The organism is Lysinibacillus sp. NPDC097231, from assembly GCF_044761885.1.
Taxonomy (GTDB): Bacteria; Bacillota; Bacilli; order Bacillales_A; family Planococcaceae; genus Lysinibacillus.
On record NZ_JBIWDH010000007.1, the window covers coordinates 52,930 to 73,965 of the forward strand.

25 protein-coding genes, 1 pseudogene and 1 other annotated feature are annotated in these 21,036 nt (G+C 35.9%); of the genes and pseudogenes, 6 read left to right on the forward strand and 20 right to left on the reverse strand.

All coding sequences use genetic code 11. The features are described 5' to 3' along the window. The 4 genes and pseudogenes from ACIQXF_RS06585 to comGA form a co-directional block, all read right to left on the reverse strand. Positions 1-256, reverse strand: a 256-nt coding sequence (locus tag ACIQXF_RS06585) for a hypothetical protein (RefSeq protein ID WP_402780386.1), incomplete at its 3' end; no start/stop codon positions are given. Positions 257-473: 217 nt separating this feature from the next. After that, positions 474-620, reverse strand: a pseudogene (locus ACIQXF_RS06590) (prepilin-type N-terminal cleavage/methylation domain-containing protein); the annotation flags it as partial. A gap of 10 nt (positions 621-630) precedes the next feature. Then, a complete protein-coding gene (gene comGB, locus ACIQXF_RS06595; protein ID WP_402780388.1) occupies positions 631-1,704 on the reverse strand; it encodes a competence type IV pilus assembly protein ComGB in 1,074 nt (357 codons plus the stop codon). Beyond that, positions 1,682-2,701: a competence type IV pilus ATPase ComGA gene (gene comGA / locus ACIQXF_RS06600; protein ID WP_402780390.1), complete on the reverse strand. Its 1,020-nt coding sequence runs from the start codon at positions 2,699-2,701 to the stop codon at positions 1,682-1,684. The genes comGB and comGA overlap by 23 nt, the downstream gene beginning before the upstream one ends. Positions 2,702-2,980: 279 nt before the next feature. Between comGA and ACIQXF_RS06605 the strand changes: the two genes are divergently transcribed. Together ACIQXF_RS06605 and ACIQXF_RS06610 are read left to right on the forward strand one after the other, a co-directional pair. After that, positions 2,981-3,736 (forward strand): helix-turn-helix transcriptional regulator, encoded by a 756-nt coding sequence (locus ACIQXF_RS06605; RefSeq protein ID WP_402780392.1) that lies wholly within the window; start codon positions 2,981-2,983, stop codon positions 3,734-3,736. A 119-nt stretch (positions 3,737-3,855) separates the two neighbouring features. Then, the gene (locus tag ACIQXF_RS06610) at positions 3,856-4,098 is read left to right on the forward strand and encodes a DUF2626 family protein (protein WP_024361272.1); all 243 of its coding nucleotides are present in this window, start codon (positions 3,856-3,858) and stop codon (positions 4,096-4,098) included. A gap of 174 nt (positions 4,099-4,272) precedes the next feature. Here ACIQXF_RS06610 and yidC read toward each other — a convergent pair whose 3' ends face one another. From yidC to ACIQXF_RS06625, 3 genes are all read right to left on the reverse strand, one after another. After that, a complete protein-coding gene (gene yidC / locus ACIQXF_RS06615) occupies positions 4,273-4,920 on the reverse strand; it encodes a membrane protein insertase YidC (RefSeq protein WP_402780394.1) in 648 nt (215 codons plus the stop codon). A gap of 27 nt (positions 4,921-4,947) precedes the next feature. Next, a complete protein-coding gene (locus ACIQXF_RS06620) occupies positions 4,948-5,208 on the reverse strand; it encodes a hypothetical protein (protein WP_402780396.1) in 261 nt (86 codons plus the stop codon). A 62-nt stretch (positions 5,209-5,270) separates the two neighbouring features. Next, positions 5,271-5,915, reverse strand: coding sequence for an MBL fold metallo-hydrolase (locus ACIQXF_RS06625; RefSeq protein WP_402780397.1), 645 nt, complete (start codon positions 5,913-5,915; stop codon positions 5,271-5,273). 169 nt (positions 5,916-6,084) lie between these two features. Here ACIQXF_RS06625 and ACIQXF_RS06630 point away from each other — a divergent pair, with 169 nt between their 5' ends. Continuing rightward, positions 6,085-6,264, forward strand: a complete 180-nt coding sequence (locus ACIQXF_RS06630) for a DUF2759 domain-containing protein (RefSeq protein ID WP_402780399.1) — start codon at positions 6,085-6,087, stop codon at positions 6,262-6,264. A 206-nt stretch (positions 6,265-6,470) separates the two neighbouring features. Here the strand turns inward: ACIQXF_RS06630 and ACIQXF_RS06635 are convergent, their stop codons facing one another. The 4 genes from ACIQXF_RS06635 to rpmG form a co-directional block, all read right to left on the reverse strand. Then, a complete protein-coding gene (locus ACIQXF_RS06635) occupies positions 6,471-8,366 on the reverse strand; it encodes an LTA synthase family protein (protein ID WP_402780401.1) in 1,896 nt (631 codons plus the stop codon). A gap of 280 nt (positions 8,367-8,646) precedes the next feature. Continuing rightward, positions 8,647-8,856 (reverse strand): YqgQ family protein, encoded by a 210-nt coding sequence (locus tag ACIQXF_RS06640; RefSeq protein ID WP_402780403.1) that lies wholly within the window; start codon positions 8,854-8,856, stop codon positions 8,647-8,649. A gap of 1 nt (position 8,857) precedes the next feature. Further along, a complete protein-coding gene (locus tag ACIQXF_RS06645; RefSeq protein WP_402780405.1) occupies positions 8,858-9,442 on the reverse strand; it encodes a 5-formyltetrahydrofolate cyclo-ligase in 585 nt (194 codons plus the stop codon). Between the two features lie 64 nt (positions 9,443-9,506). Further along, on the reverse strand, positions 9,507-9,656 hold the full coding sequence (gene rpmG, locus ACIQXF_RS06650) for a 50S ribosomal protein L33 (protein WP_008408521.1): 150 nt from the start codon (positions 9,654-9,656) through the stop codon (positions 9,507-9,509). 395 nt (positions 9,657-10,051) lie between these two features. Between rpmG and ACIQXF_RS06655 the strand changes: the two genes are divergently transcribed. Together ACIQXF_RS06655 and ACIQXF_RS06660 are read left to right on the forward strand one after the other, a co-directional pair. Further along, a complete protein-coding gene (locus tag ACIQXF_RS06655) occupies positions 10,052-10,504 on the forward strand; it encodes a hypothetical protein (RefSeq protein ID WP_402780407.1) in 453 nt (150 codons plus the stop codon). Positions 10,505-10,507: 3 nt separating this feature from the next. Further along, positions 10,508-10,993, forward strand: a complete 486-nt coding sequence (locus ACIQXF_RS06660) for a hypothetical protein (RefSeq protein WP_402780409.1) — start codon at positions 10,508-10,510, stop codon at positions 10,991-10,993. A 148-nt stretch (positions 10,994-11,141) separates the two neighbouring features. Here ACIQXF_RS06660 and ACIQXF_RS06665 read toward each other — a convergent pair whose 3' ends face one another. From ACIQXF_RS06665 to ACIQXF_RS06705, 9 genes are all read right to left on the reverse strand, one after another. Further along, entirely contained in the window at positions 11,142-11,714 is a 573-nt protein-coding gene (locus ACIQXF_RS06665; RefSeq protein ID WP_402780411.1) for an anthranilate synthase component II, read from the reverse strand. After that, on the reverse strand, positions 11,711-13,096 hold the full coding sequence (gene trpE, locus ACIQXF_RS06670) for an anthranilate synthase component I (RefSeq protein ID WP_402780413.1): 1,386 nt from the start codon (positions 13,094-13,096) through the stop codon (positions 11,711-11,713). Before trpE ends, ACIQXF_RS06665 begins: the two co-directional genes overlap by 4 nt. 99 nt (positions 13,097-13,195) lie before the next feature. Next, positions 13,196-13,495: a binding site (T-box leader), on the reverse strand. Positions 13,496-13,529: 34 nt separating this feature from the next. After that, positions 13,530-14,606, reverse strand: coding sequence for a mechanosensitive ion channel family protein (locus ACIQXF_RS06675; protein WP_402780415.1), 1,077 nt, complete (start codon positions 14,604-14,606; stop codon positions 13,530-13,532). 75 nt (positions 14,607-14,681) lie between these two features. Beyond that, on the reverse strand, positions 14,682-15,554 hold the full coding sequence (locus ACIQXF_RS06680; RefSeq protein WP_402780417.1) for a vWA domain-containing protein: 873 nt from the start codon (positions 15,552-15,554) through the stop codon (positions 14,682-14,684). 484 nt (positions 15,555-16,038) lie between these two features. Further along, entirely contained in the window at positions 16,039-16,698 is a 660-nt protein-coding gene (gene phoU, locus ACIQXF_RS06685) for a phosphate signaling complex protein PhoU (protein ID WP_402780419.1), read from the reverse strand. 13 nt (positions 16,699-16,711) lie between these two features. Next, positions 16,712-17,503, reverse strand: coding sequence for a phosphate ABC transporter ATP-binding protein PstB (gene pstB / locus ACIQXF_RS06690; protein ID WP_402780585.1), 792 nt, complete (start codon positions 17,501-17,503; stop codon positions 16,712-16,714). 54 nt (positions 17,504-17,557) lie between these two features. Then, positions 17,558-18,436 carry a phosphate ABC transporter permease PstA gene (gene pstA, locus ACIQXF_RS06695; RefSeq protein ID WP_402780421.1) on the reverse strand — a complete coding sequence of 293 codons (879 nt, stop codon included), beginning with the start codon at positions 18,434-18,436 and terminating at the stop codon, positions 17,558-17,560. A gap of 1 nt (position 18,437) precedes the next feature. Beyond that, positions 18,438-19,385 carry a phosphate ABC transporter permease subunit PstC gene (gene pstC, locus ACIQXF_RS06700; protein ID WP_402780423.1) on the reverse strand — a complete coding sequence of 316 codons (948 nt, stop codon included), beginning with the start codon at positions 19,383-19,385 and terminating at the stop codon, positions 18,438-18,440. A 64-nt stretch (positions 19,386-19,449) separates the two neighbouring features. Beyond that, positions 19,450-20,424, reverse strand: a complete 975-nt coding sequence (locus ACIQXF_RS06705; protein ID WP_402780588.1) for a PstS family phosphate ABC transporter substrate-binding protein — start codon at positions 20,422-20,424, stop codon at positions 19,450-19,452. A gap of 358 nt (positions 20,425-20,782) precedes the next feature. Here ACIQXF_RS06705 and ACIQXF_RS06710 point away from each other — a divergent pair, with 358 nt between their 5' ends. Further along, positions 20,783-20,977, forward strand: a complete 195-nt coding sequence (locus ACIQXF_RS06710; protein WP_402780425.1) for a hypothetical protein — start codon at positions 20,783-20,785, stop codon at positions 20,975-20,977. Positions 20,978-21,036 lie beyond the last annotated feature (59 nt).

Here is a 21,036-nt window from a genome sequence, read left to right on the forward strand (position 1 = left end):
TGTCTAAAATTCCTCTTGTTCCAACGCTTCCCATCATCTTCTGTGTCGCTGATACGCTGTCTAAAATCCCTCTTGTTCCAACGCTTCCCATCATCCGCTGTGCCGCTGATACGCTGTCTAAAATTCCTCTTGTTCCAACGCTTCCCATCATCTTCTGTGTCGCTGATATGCTGTCTAAAATTCCTCTTGTTTCAACGCTTCCCATCATCTTCTGTGAACGTTCAATTTGCTTTATAATATCAGTTTGTTTAGCCATCACCAATACCCCCAATGTTATTGCATTATTATTACTAATTAAAACACAAAAAAACCTAAGGTAAAACCTTTGGTATCCGAATTAATAAATTGTTTAATTGTACTATCAAAATGAACAGATTTAAGCAGTTTTAGAATTATGCATTCCCACAAAAAAGCTCCAAACCCTTGATATGACTGAATTTTCACTAAAGGTTGTTTTTCTACGCATTTATAGCTATATACGCTGTACAGCCCTTCTTATCGATTGTGGCGAAATGTTTCGTAACATTTGGGATTGTTATTAAAATCAAAACTGATATTATCAAGAGTACAATTAACATCTCGATTAAAGTAAAACCGTCTTGTTGCTTAATACGTTTCATTATTATCCTCCTATACTAGTTCAATCATGTGATAAATTGGTAGTAATATACTTACATATGCTGCAACTATGCACACTGCAATAATGATAAAGAAAGTCGGCTGCACGAACGCCAACACTCTATGCAATAATTGCTCCTGCTTTTCTGTCAATAATTCGCTATACAGTACCAGCTCTTTTCCTAAAAAGCCACTTTGCTCTCCATGTTCAACAAAGGTCGAGAAATCCTTCTGCCATACTGACATCAAATTAACAGCCTGTGATAGCGTATCACCAAAAATAACCCGCTCCTTTAAACGACTAGCTAAATACTGTAAAAATGGCTGCAGTTGCTGCTCCTCTAAAATGTGTAGACTTGCCTGTAAAGAAAATCCACTTTGCAGCAGACTTCCTAAATAAGCAGCAAATTGCCTGGTCATAGATAGTCGTATATAAATCTGAATAAATGGGATTTTTAAGATCAAATTTAGCTGTTGCGCAATTGGGCGTCTTTTGAGAAGGAGTTGAAAAATCACAATACTACAAATTATTACCACCCCTGTGACGATGAGAGCATCTGGTAGATGCAATAATATCTTTGAAAAAGCAATACTTGTCTCTTCAGTGCCTGTAGTTCGACTTGTCACTATTTTTTCTATATTGGGATAGAATATTGTCCGAAATACTAAAAACAATAGCAATAAAAATATAATGAGTACCACTGGATACAAGAGAAGCTTTATCAATTTTTTCTTCGTCGCCTCACTCAAAGCCATTTGCTTTGCCACACCTTTTAGGGCCTCAATCATATGCCCGTTGTTTTCTGCAACTGTTATTGCCACTAAATGATGCTTGGAAAGCTGCAATGCTTCAAGAACTCCTGTAACACCTACTCCTTGCCTAAGTCTTTCATTGATTAGCTTTTGTATTTCTTCATGCGCTTCAATATGATGGGGTAATAGAATAGAAATAGCCTGTGGAAATAAATAACCTTCTTGCATTAACACACTTAATCGACTAAAAAAATGGGCCTGTTCTCTTACGCGCCATTTTGTTGCCTTTTTGTACGCTAATAGAATCCCCTCAGTAAACTTTTGTAGTTGCATAGTTATGCCCCTCAATTAATTTTCTTTGACCAGCAAGCGTTAAATCATGTGGCAGTTCATAGCTCGCTTTTTGCATAATTGCTTTAATAGCCATTTGTAGATGATCATCACTTAATATTTCAAACAATGCACGGCGTTCTTCCTGGACTATCGGGGATTGGAAAAGTATTTGAGCAACTATACCTATCACAGTTTGACGAAGTTCCTCAACAGAAACTCCTAAATCAATTAGTCGATAAAGACAGCTTATTGAATCCTTTGCATGGATGGTCGATAGCACTAAATGACCTGTTAAAGAAGCTTCAATCGCGATTTTTGCAGTCTCTCTATCACGTATTTCGCCTATCATAATTACGTCAGGTGAATGGCGTAAAATAGCCTTTAAGCCTGTAGCATATGTAACACCAGCTCGTTCGTTTACCTGAATTTGAAGTAGATTGGCTTGGTTATTTTCTACAGGATCTTCTAATGAAATTACGTGTCGATTAAGTTCCGTTGAACAGTAATGAATAAGGGAATATAGGGAGGTTGACTTACCGGAGCCCGTTGCACCTGTAAAACATAGCAGGCCTTGTCGACTTTGCACGAGCTCCGTTAGCATGTCTGCTGCATATTTGGAATAACATAAGGAAGTAAGTGGAAATGTATGATTTTGTAGAAGAAGTCGGATAATTAGGCTTTCTTTTAAAAATACCGAGGGAAGTGTAGAAACACGGAAGGCATATTGGTCTTGCTCTATAGCTTTTTGGAATGAGCCGCTTTGAGGTTTGCGACGCTCGCTAATATCTAATGCAGCTAAAAATTTATAAAAAGAAATCACTCGTTCCGCAAGGTCGTTCGGTAACTCACCTGCTTGGAGTAGCTTATCGTACTTTCGAAAATAAATACGATATCGTTCAGATTCTGGTACTAATAATAAATCTGATGCACCGAAATGATAGGCCTTTAGTAAAAGTTGCTCACATTTTTGTTCGACAACCGTTTCAAAGTTCTGCATATTGCACCTCTCTTCTGGTTCATTCGAATATGACCGCGCTATTCGTTATTTCCTAGTATAAATACCAAACCGCCACGAGAAAAGCCCTTTTCTTAAAATAAAAATTTGCTATAAAATTTCCTGCTGAATATGTTTTTTGCTATAAAAATGTGGGTAATATGCAAATTCTCACTAAAAATGAATATAAATACACGAAAAAGTTAATATTTATGCCGAAAGGAACTGTATCTTTTTCAATAATACAATATAATAGAATTAACATGAATTTTTTCCTAACTCTTGGAAAACAACATATTATTAAAAAAATATATTGAGGTGAAGCAAATGATCCATCCATTAAAAATTACTAGTACATTAGCCGATGAAACAAGATACTCTATTTATGAGTATATTCTGAAAGAGAAGAAAACTGTGACGGTTCAAAATATCGCTGATCAATTCGGCATTCATCCAAACGTTGCACGTCTACACTTAACAAAGCTATCAGAAATCAATATTATCTCTGCTGATTTTGCTAAAACTGGGAAAGGCGGTCGACCTGGTCGTGTCTATAAGGCTTCAGACAAAGGCGTATCATTAACATTCCCAAGACGCGAAGAGGAACGACTACTGAAATGGACAATCCAATTAATTCAGGAATTTGGACCATCCGCATTGTCAAAATGCCAGGATATTAGCTACCAGGATGGTTACCAACAAATGAAAAGTTATGTAAGTGCGGAGTTAAAATTAAGTAATACTCTTTCCTTCGAACAAAAACTTCAGTTATTAACTGACAACGCAGCATTAATTGGCTATATTCCACAAATTCAGCAAACAGAGCATGGTAAAAAGGTGACATTCTCCATTTTTAATTGTCCGTTTCAGGAGCAGCTTACTACCCATTCAGAAATAGTTTGTTCTTTACATGAATCCTATTTAAAGGGACAGTTAGATGCGTTATTTTCTAGTAATGAATGTATACAAATTGACAGCATGATACATAATTGCGATTTATGTAAATATGAAATAAACGTGACAGAAATCGAAAGCTAATTTAAAAATCCATTTGTTTGTCACAAAAGAAGAAGAAGTTCCAGTTTACAGACACCTTTCATATCATTTATAATGAGTAAGAGATTATTGTGTCGTGGGCAAAAGGAGGGGAAATCTTCATGGATAATATGTATAAAGTTATGGCATTCTGGACAGGTATTTTTGCAGTTATGTTCTACCTTGGTGGTATGAACGAGGTATCGCTATTATTCGTAGGTAATACAGGTTTATTCTTATTATTAGGCTTCTTAAACCTTTCAGAACGTATGTACATGTACATTTTCGGAGCATATTTAACTGTATTCTTCGCTGGCTTCACGTACTATACAACATTCATTCACGTACCTGGTGGCGGTCATTAATACAAAGAAATTGCGTGTCTCATTTATATGTGAGACACGCTTTTTTTATTGTTGAATCTATTAGGACGTTTCTAAACTAATGTGTATTATAAAATCCCCCTTAACATTCAAAAGTTTAGATGGATTGATTCTATCTATTCTTCGAAAATGCAAGGGGGATTTTTTTACATATTATTAAGTTAAATTAGGTTTAAATTTGTTAAACACAAAGGTTTGTACAATCATCCATATCGATGACACTGTCCAATAAAAAGGTATTGCTGATGGCATGAAAATAGACGAAATTACGATCATAGTAGGCATCATAAAGATCATCATTTTTGCTTGTGGATTACTATTTTTTGATAGCTTAAATGATAAATAAATTTGAATCATCATCGCTAATCCTGCAATAATTGCCATAAATACATCTGTGGAACCGAGATTAAACCATAATAAATTCTCTTGCATAATGGAATTATTTTTTGAGATGGTATAATACAAACCCGTTAAAATCGGAAATTGAATAAGCGCTGTTATACAGCCAGTTTTCATACCTGAAAAATTTTCCATCATTAGTTGGGACATTTGCAATTGATAATCTTTACGCTCTTCTTCTGTTTTAACTTGGCTTAATTTTGATTGTAATTCTAATAATTGCTCTTTATTCCCTAGAGTAGTTTGAGTAACAGCTAATTGGGATTTAAAGGATTTAAAATTTGGGTACATTAGAATTAAGCGGATTAGCACTGTTAAAAGCACTATGGCAAATACATAGCTCCCCGTAAAATGAAAGAAAGCATTTAATAAATTTGTCAATGGTTGTGTTATTAATTCAAGCAATGAATATCTCCCCTTTTATAATTTTTCTTATAAAAGGGAAACTAATTCCTCATCATTATCGGATTTACTGTAAATTACTTTTCTCAGCCATTTATTAAAAAATATAAGAGATAGATAAATCTTAGTTTCGAAATTGACATTAACAGTTAAATCAATCGTTACATCAAGATTTGTATCAAAGACAGAAATTTTATCAAAAATAGTATAAATATATACTTTTATAAATGGACTATGTTGAACTAAATAACTAAAATCAGTAATCAACGATAAAAGTAATATTAATTCCATTTACATCACCTATTTTTATTTTATCATAATTAAATGGAATTGTTTAATTTCCTATACACTTTTTAAAATCCATTTAAAAAAGGATTAGTCTCCATTTCCACTCCGACAGTTGTATAGTTGCCATGGCCAGGGTAAATAATAGTATCCTCAGGTAGTGTCAATAGCTTATCATGTATGGACGCAAGTAATACTTTTGTTGAGCCAGCAAGTAAATCTGTGCGTCCAACACCTTGCTCAAATAGCGTATCACCAACTATAGCAAAGCCATCATTTTCAAAAATATATGAAATACTGCCAGGTGAATGTCCTGGTGTAAAAATAGCTTTAAACATAAAATTACTTATTTCAAATTGTCGTTCTTCCTTAATAATATTTTCTTCAGCTGGAAGAGCCACAATATAATCTGGTAATGCTGCGTATTTACTAGAGCCATTCTTTGTCGGATCTCCTAACCAACTAACTTCTTTTTCATGAATCCAAACCGGAACATTAAAAGCTTCACGGATTGCATCCACTGCACCAATATGGTCAAAATGTGCATGTGTTAAAAAAATAGCTAAGGGTTTTAAACCATTACTGCGTATTGCTTTAATGATTCGTTGTGATTCCTCTCCTGGATCAAATATTAAACATTCCTTATCTTTATTAGATACGATATAACAATTCGTTTGGACTGGGCCAAGAGAATAGCTTCGTACGTTCATCATTATCTTCACCTCAATTTCATATTATACAGCCTTTGCCACAATTTGACGATAAATGTTCATAGTTTACGCTATTTTAGTTCTCGACAAAAACAGGTAGAACGTTTACAATTAAGGAGGAATATTGTTTACGACATTCATTTTCTGATGTCGAAAGGAGTGTCAATTTTTAATGAACTTATTAATGGTTATTTTTGGTCTAGTAGCGATTTTAGCTGTAGTTGGTACATTCCAAGCAATTAAAGAAAAGAACCTATTAAGTGTTGTTTTCAACTTATTAAGCGCGGCTGTTTTCGGTTGGTTTGTAATCATGACAGTCATTAATAGCGGATATCCACCATCATTACACTAAGATTTAGACAAGAAACAAGAGCAGTCTCTATTGCGAGACTGCTCTTTTTCTATCTATTCACTACCGAAACAACCTCCTCTCTTTGTATCAACTGATTTATTTAGATATGAGCTATCATGTTCACTCTGAGCAGTTTCTTCATATACCTGAGCGATTCTTCTCTTCACAAAAAAAAGATCTCCATAAATAGGAGATCTCTCATTTGATTATTTGACTGCCTCTTGCTTCAAGTTACCTGTCTTTTCATCATAGAATCGAAGCAAGTCACCGTTAATGATGGTGTCAGAATTCTCTAGTTCCATTGTAGCTCGATCAGCATATGGCTGACATGGCTCACCATCAATTTCTTCACCAGTAGCTTTGTCATAGCAAGCTTCACCAGCATATACATATTTATCTGTTACAAAACGACCGTCGCGGAAAACAACGAAGTCTTCATGCTCAGGTGAGAATAAGTCTGCACCAAGTTGCATATCTTTTGAAGTTTCAACGCCAAGAAGGTGTAGAATTGTTGGACGTAGATCCATTTGTCCAGATACCTCTGTCATTTCTTTACCATCACCAGATCCAGGGATATGGATGAATAAAGGTACTTCTTGTAGCATTGCATTATCGAATGCTGTAATGCTTTCTTTCCCTAAATATTGAGCCATCGCTTTGTTGTGGTTTTCTGAAATACCGTAATGGTCACCATACATAACGATAATAGAGTTATCATATACACCTTGATCTTTTAAACTTTGGAAGAAGTCTTTAAGTGCTTCATCCATATAACGAACAGTTTGGAAGTAACGATTTAATGTACCTGAGTTTGAAGTGTATTCAGGAATCATTATGTCTTCAGGATCCAATGTGAATGGATAGTGGTTCGTTAATGTAATTAGTCGAGAATAGAATGGCTGTGGCATATCTTTCATTAAGGCAGCAGATTGCTCTACGAATGGGATATCTTTCATACCCCAGTTAACAGTTTGCCCTTCGCCAATTTTATACGAATCTATATCATAGAATTTATTAATATTTAATGAGTGATACATCATATCACGATTCCAGAATGATTTATTATTCGGGTGCATGACATTCGTAAAGTAGCCATTTTCTCCAAGGCGCTCAGCCATTGAGTTATACGTATTTCCACCATGAGTGAAGAATACTGCACCACGACCTAAACCAAACAATGAGTTTTCTAAAATAAACTCTGAATCAGAAGTTTTCCCTAATCCAGTTTGGTGATAGAAGTTACTGAAATAATACGTATCTTTATCTTTTGTTAAAGAATTTAAGAATGGTGTAATTTCATGCCCATCCATCTGGTTATTAATCACAAAGTTTTGTAAAGATTCCATTGAAACAACAATTAAATTACGACCTTTGTATTTACCAAACATTTCAGGGTTGATTGCCGCCTGATTAGAGCGAATATAGTTGTTCACTTCTACTAATTCACTGCCATCTGCTAATGCACGTTGAGCAGATGATTTAGATTGAATATAAATGTCATACAAATGGTAATTATACGTACCAATGTTTTTTACAAGTAATTCACGGTCAAAGCTACGTGTTAATAATTGCGGACGCTCTGTTTCCGCTAATCCTAAGTTTAAGAACGATACAGCAATCGCTAATACGAAGAACGCGCGACGGAATTCCACGTTGACTTTCACTGCATCTTTCATTCTAGGCATATATTTATTAGCTAAAATTAGAATAATTACGTCGATGAAATATAATAAATCCCAAGGGTTTACAATTGCTGATACTGAAGTTCCTAAATCACTAAAGTTACTTGTTTGGAATAATACCGGCAGCGTAATAAAGTCATTGTAGAAACGGTAGAATGCCACATTTCCGTATAAGACAATCGATAAAATGACACTGATAGTAATTATATAACGATTTTTAACTTTTGGTGATTTAAAGAATAATGATATACCATAAGCAAATAGCAAGAAGCTTAATGGATTAATAAACAAAATAAATTGTTGCATTGCATTTTCGATTTTCATCTCAAAGCTTGTGTGATATACAATGACCGTTTTTATCCAAGTTGCTACGATCGCTAGTATCATAAATGAATGTTTAGGCCACTTTATTGATTTCATTCCTAACATCCTCCCTACTTTCTTACAAAAAAATAATTATTTTTTACAATTTGTTACTGAAACAAAATATATCTTAATCTTTTTTTTACAGATAATCAACAGATATATTTTTGGAAAATTTTCTCCTTATTGTACTATGCCCAGGATATTTAATATATACGTTTTACATTGTAAAAGGTTTCGTAAAATCATAAAAACAGTGGAAAGCCACTGTTTCTTAGAATATTACATACATGTTACATAATTTTTACAATAACCCAAAATAATTATTTTTAAAACATTATTGATTATTTTCTTTCATACGAAGTTTTGTTGTTTCTTGTCGAATTAGTAACAATGCCATTTGGTAATCTTTAACGTCTAGTACATTCGCTTTAAATAGTTCGCGAATTTCATCCTCCATTAACATCAAATCACCGATGGGATCTCTTGTATAAATATAAGTGCCATACGTTTTCAATAATTCATAAATATCTAACATTTTGTCCATTTTAGTTCGCTCCTCGTTGTGCTACACAGTCAATACGTTTAGTCGGTGTCACAATGATATCTACTGGGCAATCATGCTCATTTGTAGGTACATGCTCATAAAGCTGTTCATCAAATAACAGCGACATAAGCTTACCCTTTTTATAGTTTAATACATAGCGATCATAATAACCACCGCCATAGCCTATTCGATAGCCGAACTTATCAAAAACAACTCCCGGAACAAGTATGATATCCATTTCATTTGCGTCAATAAACTCACACTTTTCTGGAATTGGCTCACGCAAATGCATATATACAGTTTCAAGCTGGTTAAAAGATTCAATGACATAAAATGACATTTCTTTTGTTTTTGGGTTGCATTTAGGAATAGCGACCCTTTTACTAAGCTGCCACAGTTCTTGTATTAAATGAATTGTGTCGATTTCAGGTTTATTGGAAATGGTAATACCGATAGTATTTGCTTCTATTATATATGGTTCTTGTAGCACTTGTTTTGCTACAGTTAAAGAGTGCTCTCGGTAAGCAGCTTCACTCATTTGAGCAAGAGCTCCCCTTACCTCGTTTCGTAAAAATGTTTTATCCATGCCAAACTACCCCCAATAGAATGTAGAAAGCCAAAACCACTTGTGGTTTTGGCTTAATGAGCGATTACTTAGTTTCACGGTGAAGAGTGTATTTCTTCTCGCGAGAGCAATATTTTTTAAGTTCAAGACGCTCTGGATTGTTACGCTTGTTCTTTTTAGAAATGTAGTTACGTTCGCCGCAATCTGTGCAAGCTAAAGTAATATTTACGCGCATCATTAACCCTCCCACTCTATATCAAGAATTTAAATTTGAGCATGATTTATACGACTAACCTATTATAACACAAATCGAAAAAAAATCTACCTTCATTTCATATTAAGTTTGCTTATGGTAAAATATCTTATAAAGTGAAACGCCAATCAGTGAGGATTTTCCCCATCCCACTGATTGTTGTAGAGGAACACAAGCTAGTACTCCGCATCCTGCGAAAAAAGCATGTGTGACCAACATCGTGTTGGCCTCAATCGGGCTTTTACGGGCAGTTGATCTCCCAGTAATATTTTTTGCATCACTTAAATCTTGAAGTGGGAGTCTTGTACCTGACGCTTCGCTTTTGGTACAGATAAATTATTGCCCGTTTATGCGGGGTAATTACATACTTTAATGAGGTGAAACTATTGGATTTATCCATCATACTTATGATTGTGGGTATCCTTCTTATCATTGTATCGTTCTTTTTCAAAAACAGCTCGAAAAAAGTCGAACAAGATGTTGAAGAGCTATCTATCTCTATTTTTCAAGAAACGAACAATTTAAAACGTCGTCTAAAAATTGTTGAGGAGGAACTGTTATTAGAGCCTGAGTTCCAGGTTAAATCGAAGTCAGTACAAAATAACACGGTACAAAATTCAAAGGTTCAACAAGTGATGCAGGCTGTTCAACAGGCAGCACAAGCATCTTATACTGGACAAAATTCGACACATACCAAACCCATCCATCAAATTATTGTCAGCCAGGTGCTAGAATTAAATAAACAAGGTCTTTCCATAGCCGATATAAGTATTCGCTCAAATTTAACAGAAGAGCAAGTTAAACAAGTGATTGCAAACGGAGGTCGGTAATTTATGAATAACTCCGCTATCCGTGCATTTGGCATTGCGCTTTTTCTTGTTGGAGCATTGCTAGCTTTAGCAGCTCGTTTTGATCTCAACATAGGTCTACCAACTGAAGCTTCCTCAAATGGAGAGAATGTAAAGGAACTGCAAAAAAAGCTCGAACAGGCAAATAAAGAAGTTGCAGTGTTAAGGGAACAAGTTAAGCAAGCTCCAAAGGAACACTCTCAGGTGACTGAAGCAACGAACAAAAAAAATGATGAGTCAGGTGATATCCCTGCAGATGCTGCCACAATGACGCTTCAAATTTACAATGGTATGTCACCATATACTGTCGCAAAAAAACTTGAAGATGGTGGCATTATCGAAAATAGTGTTGAGATGGAAATTTTACTTGCCAACGCTAAATACGCTCGTAGCTTACAAATTGGATCCTATGAAATTAACTCTGCCATGTCTTTAGAGGAAATTGCTAAACTAATCACTGGGAAAAAGTAGTCAATATCAATATCGCCTTGGTGTAATTGTAGCTATCGCATTGCTTTCGCACAGTAAACATCTTCTAAATGAAGATAAAATGAATATTCCTATAAAAATGGCTGTCACCAAAAAATTAAAGCATTTGGTGACAGCCTATTTGTTTAGATTATGAAACTTGTTCTAAGAAAGCTTGCATCATTACATTGCCCTCTTTCGTCCCTATGGATTCTGGATGGAATTGTAGTCCGAAAAGTGGATACTCCTTATGTTGAATTGCCATAATTTCACCATCATCATCAGAGGTTGCTAATATATTGAAATCCTCATGTAACGTGCTTTGTTCGATGATAAGAGAATGGTAGCGCATTACCTCTATTTCACCGTTTAACTGAGCAAATAAACCTGTTTTTTCGTATTGTAGTGAAGATAACTTTCCATGCATAATATTTTTAGCTTGAACAATGCTACTACCAAAAGCCTGCCCTATTGATTGGTGCCCAAGGCAAATTCCTAAAATAGGAAATTTTGTATAAAGTTCTTTTACAACATCCACTGTTATACCTGCATCTACTGGAGTACCTGGACCAGGCGATAAAATAATGGCTTCTGGCTGCATTTTCTCAATTTCTTCTATTGTAATCTCATCATTACGTACTACTTTTACATCTTTACCAAGCATACTTATTTGCTGGAATAAATTATAAGTGAATGAGTCATAGTTATCGATCAGTAAAATCATTTTTTTACCTCCAATAGCGCACGAGCTTTATTGAGTGTTTCCTCGTATTCAGATAATGGCACAGAATCATACACAATACCAGCTCCTGCCTGAACATGGGCACGTTGATCCTTAATAATCATTGTGCGAATAGCCAGAGCTAGATCCATATCCCCTGTAGTGGAAATATAGCCTACTGCACCAGCATAAACACCACGTTTTATAGGCTCTAGCTCATTGATTAGCTGCATGGCACGAATTTTCGGTGCACCTGACACTGTTCCTGCAGGCAAGCAGGCACGAAGTACATCCAAAACATGCACATCATCACGTAATTCACCGATAACTTCTGACACAATATGCATAACATGTTTATAACGCTCAATATTCATATATTTCATAAGCTTCACTGTACCAACTTTGGCAATTCGTCCAAGGTCATTGCGACCTAAATCCACTAACATACGATGCTCAGCAATTTCTTTTATATCGTTTAATAAATTCTCCGCAATTGCATTATCCTGCTCCATCGTCTTCCCTCTAGGCTTCGTTCCTGCAATAGGATTTGTCGTTACCTTACGATCCTTTACCTTCACGAGACTTTCAGGGGATGTCCCTAAAATGGTATATGTGCCATAATCCATATAAAACATATATGGTGAAGGGTTTGATGTACGTAACTGACGATATAAAGCGAAAGGATTATCTGTAAATGGTGAGGTGAAACGTTGTGATAAGACAATTTGGAAAACGTCACCCTTACGGATATACTGTTTAGCACATTCAACCAATGCTACAAATTTTTCTTTTGCAATCATCGGCTTGAAATCTAGCTTACCTAGCGCCATTGCATCAAACGTTGTGCCAGCATATAGCTGCTCCTCCATCGCATAGATAGCCAACTCCATTGCTTCAGATGAGCGACCCTCATGAAATAAATCAATCGCTGCTAATGTAACCTCTTGCTTTAAATGGTCAAAAACAATAAAAGTATCATAGAAAAAGACATGAACATCTGGCATTTGTAAATCATCCTGCAAGTATTCACCTATTTTCTCTTCGTAAAATGCTGTTTCGTATCCAAAGTAACCTATCGCTCCTCCAAAAAAAGAGAATGGATATTGTACCTCATGGAATGGCATGATCTGCTTTAATTTAGTGAGTACATTGTCGCTCACTTTTTCAGTTTCTCCACCCTTGGTAAAAGAATAACCGTCCCTATCGCCAATCAATTCTGCAACTGGATTAACCGCGATAAACGAGTAACGCCCACTTTCCTCATGCTTTGCAGACGATTCGAATAGCATTTTATGCTTCCCATCAAGTGATTGATAGACGGAAATGGGCGTCATCATATCACCTTGTAATACCTTCATGGCATACTTTCTAAGCTCAACTGTCATACACTTTCTCTCCTTCTCTATGCTCTGCTCTTCTACACCAATCTATCAAGAACCTTTTGACAAATTTACGTCAAAAGAATATAAAAAGGCCTTTCCATCACAAAGGACGGAAAAGCCGTGGTGCCACCTTCATTGGTCTTTTATCAATTATACTCCGCATAATTACGTCCGCAGTCGGCTTTGCGCTTGCACAAAGCACTCCTCTCCGATTACGTAATATCCGCTGAAAGAAGTTAAAAGACCCACTCTATGCCCTATAACGTAGGCAAACGCTAATCCATACTTTTTTCAGGATTAGAGCTCCGAAGTCCATTCACCATTTATTTGTACTAGTTTGCACCAGCCACTAGCTCTCTATAACAAATATTAATAGCTACTACTCTTCATCTAAGCTGATTTCTCATTTTCATTGTAAAACAAAAAAACTAACAATTCAAATTATTTTTTTGTTACGAAGCCATTCATCTTCAGTTGGAGAGGACTGGACAATATTTAGTTCCTCAAATATTTGACGAATGACAAACAAAATATCCTGTCGTACGTTTAGCATCACTGCCGTATCATTTGTTGCCACATAGAAACGTACAAGGACACGATAAGAGGTTGAATAAAATTCATCTATAAATACATGAATCATTTCTTTTTCTGTCTTAGGATGCAAATAAATTTCCTTTTGAATAGCAGTGAAAGCACTGCGTAATTTTTCTTCTTCATTTTCAGCAGCTACAAATAAAAATTGCTCACATTTTCGTTTTTCTCTTCTCGATAAATTATAAATTGGCCGATTTACTAAATAGGAGTTTGGTACATATACAAGTCCTTTATCTCCAGTTTGAATGAGAGTACTTCGAAGATTAATATCCTCAATTGTTCCTTCTATCTTTTGATCCTCTGTTGCTATCCAATCACCAATTTGAAATGGATTGTCTAAAGCAACTGACATCCCACCGAAAACATGTGCCAAGGTATCTCGAATACCGAAGGCAATCGCCACTCCTGTTAAGCCAATTCCCGTTAAAAAGCCATTTAAGTTAAAGTTCCAAAATGAAGCAATGGTAAACATGGCAAAAATCATAATCACCACTTTTCCTATACGAAGAAAAAATGGTAGTAGGACATTTTGTTCCTCTTCACTATTTAGTTGTAAAGGTTGTTTCGTATAAAAATTCAAAACATCATATACACCCTTAAAAGCAAAAAAAACCATAATAGACAACACAAAATTCTTTGATGATTTATGTGTAAATAAAGGTACATCTATCAAATATGATAAGCTTAGCACAATGACTGTAGCCATAAATGCATAACCAATGGCTTTATTAAATTGTGCAAGCACAGTTGCCTGAAAATCACGTTGACGATTTTTTAAAAATATAACTATACGGTTAATAATTTTCTTTATAACAAAATATTGAAAAAGCCAACCGACGGCACAAAGAACAATAGCAATAATAACGTCCATCCATGTTGGTACCGAAATATTGGGTAATAACCAATGCAATAAATCCATGTAATTCTCCTTTAACCTTCCTATGTATATTCACAGAAAAGGAGCCGACCCTTAGTAGTGGTAAGCTCCTTGGTGTTATTGAATAGCATCATCCGCAAAAAATGCCTTGCTGGCAAACCAAAATTGTTGTTCATTAAAATTATGCTCATGCATGGCAATAATCGAAAATTCTGCATGATACTTATGCTTCATTTCCTCCAGCATGGATTTCACATGCTTCCCAACTAAATGTTGCCCATCAACAGGAGTACCTTCTGTAAAAAAAATAATATCTACATCTGTACAATGTTGATTTTCTTGAAGTAAGCCCTTCACAAAATGTAATACGGGCAGAATAGCAGCTTCTCCGTTTGCCTTATATTCAATAAAATCCTTAAAATCGGATAAATTTAGATGACCGTTTTCAAATCGATAATGCACATGAATTTGACAGTCATAAGGAATGATATATAAATCCCGACGCTCCCGATGTGCATTCATAAATAACGGCAAAATCATACTTTTACAAAGCTCAGAATATGCGGCCATACCAGTTGTTTGTTCAAGACAGATAATGATTGGACCTAGTTCCTTTTTGTATTCATCAAATGGAACATAGAGTATATTTCCTTTTTTTGTTGTCTGATGCTTTAATTTTCGACGCCTAGCTTCCTGCCACTTTCGTTCATAATACAAGCGCTGCTCATTTCCATCGGCTAATCGTTCAGCTAGCTCAATAGCTGGTATATTTTCTCGAATTTCATGCATGATATCAGCCAATTCAAGCGCAAATGCTGCCATATTTCGTAATGTTTTACTCTTGTAAAAATAGTCAATAAAAAAATGTTGTTCCTTGTCACTTAATTCCTCAAGATGTAAGTTTTCATATAGAAAATATAAATAGTCACGTTGTTCTGACGTGATATCCAGAGCAAGTTTCTCTATGAGTAATTCTACAGCGTCTTTCACGAAGCAGCACCTCCTAAGCCTGATTTTTTTCGGATAATGTCTATAGTATAACCAAAATATTTTTTTGACAATACAATAATGCTTGCAGTAATTTGACGCTATTTTGATTAACTATGTTGCTGTTATTTACTATTAATAAAGTACGAATCTTCAGCAAAACAAGGACTGATTTCTGTTCCGACTGAGCGCTTTCCAGTGGGCGTCGGATGAGCCGCTCTGTCTACACTCCAATCAACCAATTCTCTTAGTATGTATCTTCTGGCATGTTACTCTAATTTATTGGAGAAACCGAAACTTCAGTAACATATTTTTTTGTGCGAAAGCGAAAGCGACAGCACCAACATAAGTGGAGGAAGAGGCTCTGTGCTCACCCCGTAGAAAGCGCCAGCTCGGAGTGAAAATCAACATTGTTTAATACTACACTCTAATTTTTTCATTCTTGTGTCGACAAACTAAAAAGAGCCTATAATTGGCTCTTCTCTACTTAATTATTTAATTCATAATGTTTACCTTTGACTAAGTAAAATAAATGTTCCGCAATGTTTGTTGCATGGTCAGCTGAGCGCTCTAAATATCGGCAAACAAATGTTAAATGTGTAATTTGAGAAATATGGGCTGGATTTTCAGCACCTGCACGAAGTAATAGCGTTATAGTTGCCCCATATAAATCATCTACATAATCATCTAGTTCCGCAATCTCCTTGGCACGTGCAGTATCTTCCTCTGTAAAGGCTTTAATAATACTCTCTAACATTTCTACTGTTTTATTACACATTGTTTGCAAATTTGTTGTAGGAAAGGCGAGTGGCTCTTTGCCAATACGAATTGTCTCTTTTGCAATATTAACCGCATAGTCCCCTACTCTTTCCATATCTGATGCGGCTTTAACTAGTACCATGAGTCGACGTAAATCAGTAGCTACTGGCTGTTGCTTTGCGATCATTAGAATAACATGATCATTGATTTCTTCCTCAAGACGATTTATGACTAAATCATCCTCAAGAATTTTTAAGGATTTTTCTAAATCCTGCTCTAATAATGCTTCAAAAGCTAATTTTAGAGCATTGATACTACTTGTAGCAATATCGATAAATTGCGCTTGGACTTCTTTTAACTCCTGTTCAAAACGTTCACGTACTACCATCTATTACTCCTCCTTAACCGAAACGACCTGAAATATAATCTTCAGTACGTTGATCTGCTGGTGTTTGGAAGATAACGTCTGTTTTATCGTATTCAACAACCTCTCCACTTAGGAAAAATGCTGTACGATCGGAAATACGTGCTGCTTGTTGCATATTATGTGTCACGATAATAATTGAGTAATCTTTTTTCAGCTCTTGTACAAGTTCTTCTACTTTTAGTGTAGAAATTGGGTCAAGTGCGGATGTTGGCTCATCCATTAAAATAACATCTGGCTCAATTGCTAAACAACGTGCAATACAAATACGTTGTTGCTGACCTCCTGATAAACCATATGCATTTTGATTTAAACGATCCTTTACTTCATCCCAAATGGCCGCACCACGTAATGATTTCTCAACAATCTCATCAAGAATTTTTTTATTTTTAATGCCGTGGATACGTGGGCCATATGCAATATTATCATAAATAGACTTCGGGAATGGGTTAGGCTTTTGGAATACCATACCTACGCGAGTGCGTAATTCCTCCACCGTATAGCTTTTATCTAAAATATTGCGCTCACGATACAATATTTCTCCAGAAGTTCGAACACTCGGTACCAGCTCTACCATTCGATTTAGAGTTTTTAAATAGGTAGATTTCCCACAGCCAGAAGGGCCAATGATCGCTGTTACTTCATTTTCATAGATACTTAAATTGATGTCTTTTAAGCCATGATGATCGCCGTACCATAAATTTAAATTGCGAGTATCATATACTACTTTTTTGGCAATATCAGTAGAAGGCTTTATAGCCGTATGAATCGATTTGACAACTGATTTTTCCTCTTTAATATCTATAACCATAAGGTCACCTCATTAATAACGTTTTTGGAATTTATTTCGAATAAAGATGGCAATTGAATTCATCAATAAAAGTACTGTCATAAGCACTAGAATACCGGCTGCCGCTACATATTGGAATGCCTCTTGTGGACGTTTTGCCCAATCGTAAATTTGCATTGGTAAAGCAGTGAATTGACTTAATAAGCTGTTAGGTAAAAACTGCAGGATAACAGGAATCCCAAGAACAACAAGTGGTGCTGTTTCACCAATAGCACGAGACAACGCTAAAATACTTCCAGTTAAAATCCCAGGGATAGCTGCTGGTAGAACAACACGCAAAATTGTTTGCCATTTTGTTGCACCCATTCCGTATGATGCTTCTCGTTGCTCATTCGGTACTGCACGAATCGCCTCCTGTGCCGCCACAATAATAACTGGTAAAATTAATAAACTCATTGTTAAACCAGCTGCTAAAATACTTTTTCCTAACCCCATCATTCGAACGAAAATTGTTAATCCAAGTAAACCAAAAACAATGGAAGGTACGCCCGCTAAGTTAGAGATATTCATACGAATAAAGTCGTTTAGTTTATTTTTTTTTGCATATTCCTCTAAATAGATTGCAGTCCCTACACCTAATAGAATGGACACTGGGGCAACTACTGCCATCAGCCAAAGCGAACCTATTAGAGCTGCCTTGACGCCCGCTTTATCTGCAAAACGTGAAGCAAAGTTTGTTAAAAAATCAATTGTTAAATAGTCGACACCCTGTGTCACAATACGGTACAGCAAAATAGCTAATGTCACTAAAGCAAAGGTTGTTGCTAAGAAGAAGAAGAACTTCCAAACTTTATTGAATGTAATACGCTTTGTCATTCGTTTCATGACGACCGTGTCATCAATATAGCGCATGCTAGTAAACCTCCCTGAAGCGTTTCGAAATATAGTGAGCGAGTAAATTCATTACTAAAGTAAAGATAAATAATGTGAATCCGACTGAATAAATAGAATAGTAAATGGTCGTACCATAACCAGCATCGCCTGTTGCAACTTGTACAATATAGGCAGTCATCGTTTGAATCGAGTCTGTTACATCTAAGTCAAATTTAGGTGTAGATCCACCTGCAAGTGAAACGATCATTGTTTCACCAATTGCCCGGGAAATGGCTAGAACAACTGAAGCGACAATACCTGATAATGCAGCTGGTAATACTACTTTAATAGCTACTTCAAACTTCGTTGCTCCAAGAGCTAATGCTCCTTCACGCATACTATTTGGAACTGATGACATAGCATCCTCAGAAAGCGACGTAATCATTGGTAAAATCATAATCCCAACAACAATCCCTGGACTTAGCGCATTGAAAAGTTTTAATCCAGGAATAATTTGCTGTAACATCGGCGTTACAAATGTTAATGCAAAGAAGCCATAAACGATTGTTGGTACACCTGCTAGTACCTCTAAAATAGGCTTAACCGTACGTCTAACTTTTTCGCTTGCATATTCACTTAAATATATTGCTGAAGCAATGCCAAATGGTACTGCTACAGCAACAGCAATAATTGTGACTTTCAATGTTCCTGCGATTAAAGGTAAAATCCCAAATAATGGTTCCTTCCCTGAAAACGGTAGCCACTGTGTACCAAATAGGAAATCCGTAATCGACACACGTTTAAAGAACTCAAACGTTTCAAAAATAAGGGTGAAAACAATGCCAAATGTCGTCAGTATCGAGATAAGAGCTGCAGAAAATAATAGAGCTGGCATTGCTTTTTCCACTATTTTCTTCGTTTTATGATTGCGCGAATTTGCAATTAATTGCTGCACAGATGATGTCTTATTTTCCTTTTGAGAAACCATTGGGTACTCCTTTCAAATAAATGAGAGAAAGAGCATACATCTCTTTCCCTCTATGCATGTCTTCTTATTTTAAACCTTCTAAAGTTTTTAAAGCTTCAGCATACTTTTCCTCAGGTAGACTGACATAACCAACTGCTTCTGCCATATCTCCTGCATTTTCAAGTGTAAATTTAATGAAATCATATGAAGCTTCATTATCTTTCATAGCGCTATTTTTCACATATACAAATAGTGGTCGTGAAAGAGGTGCGTATTCACCAGATTCAATTGTTTTATTTGTTGGCTCAACACCATTTATATTCACAATGCTTAATTTATCTTTATTTTCTAGGTAATAAGCGTAGCCAAAGAAGCCGATTGCGTTTTTGTCACCCGCTACACCTTGAACTAGCATGTTATCATCCTCTGATAATGTTGCTGAACTTGCTAGATCAGCGCCGTCTAAAATGACTTCATCAAAGTAATCGTACGTCCCTGAGTCTGTACCTGGTGAGTAGTAGACGATTTTTTCATCTGGCCAAGATGGATCAATATCAGACCATTTTTTAGCTTTACCATCTTCAACCCAAATTTTCTTTAATTGCTCTACTGTTAAATCTTTTGCCCAATCATTCTCAGGATTCACGACTACTGATAAACCATCATATGCTACAGGAAGCTCTGTAAAAGCAATTCCTGCTTTCTCCAGTTTTGCTTTCTCTTCATCTTTTATTGGACGAGATGCATTAGAAAAGTCAGTCTCACCTGCGATGAATTTTTCAAAGCCACCACCAGTACCTGAAACACCTACCGATACTTTGACATTCGGTTGAATCCCTGCATATTCTTCAACAACTGCTTCAATAATAGGTGCGACTGTTGATGAACCATCTCCAGTTACAGCCCCTTGCAGTTTTTCGTCTGCAGCGTCTTGTCCTGAGCTCGCTGGTGCGTTTGTTTCTGCATTGTTACCATTTTGTGCAGAGTCGTTACCACAAGCACCAAGCATTAATGCTGAACCCATTACCGCTGTCATCGTTAAGTACTTCCACTTTTTCATCTCATTTGCCTCCGTCACTAACATTTTTATTGTTATTTGTCTTACAATCTTTACTATAATGACTAATTGTTGAAGTCGTATAAACGGTTCGTAAAAGAGACGTAAAGGAATGTAATACTTTGTAAACAATTGTAAAGATGAGTTTACAATTGCAATCAATTACTCCTAGGCGTAATTGTTGTTGCTGTCGCCTTCAATAGGTGTTTTGAACATCCACTGAATCGGGATCACATCCGCATTCATCTCACCACCTTCAAAAGAGGAGTCTTCTTCTGGATGAAGATAAATTTGCTTCCTGTCGAAAAGATGCTATAATATGCAATTGTGTCAGTAAATAATATAAGAGGAGTTTGACTTTGTGATTAATCATGCAAAAGTACAAAATGCCGATTACTTTAAAACGTATTTAACACTTGTTATGGACCATCGAGAATTTACTCTACAGGAAGCTGTTGATTTTATGGTAGAGTCTTATTTCTGTAATAATATAGAGCTTTATGGAAAAAAACCGAAGCAACAGTTTGAATTAGCAATTCAACAACTATCTGCTTAATAAGTTTCTTTATACTTAATATAATGACTAGAATCTGCTTACTTGCCGCTAGGTATTTC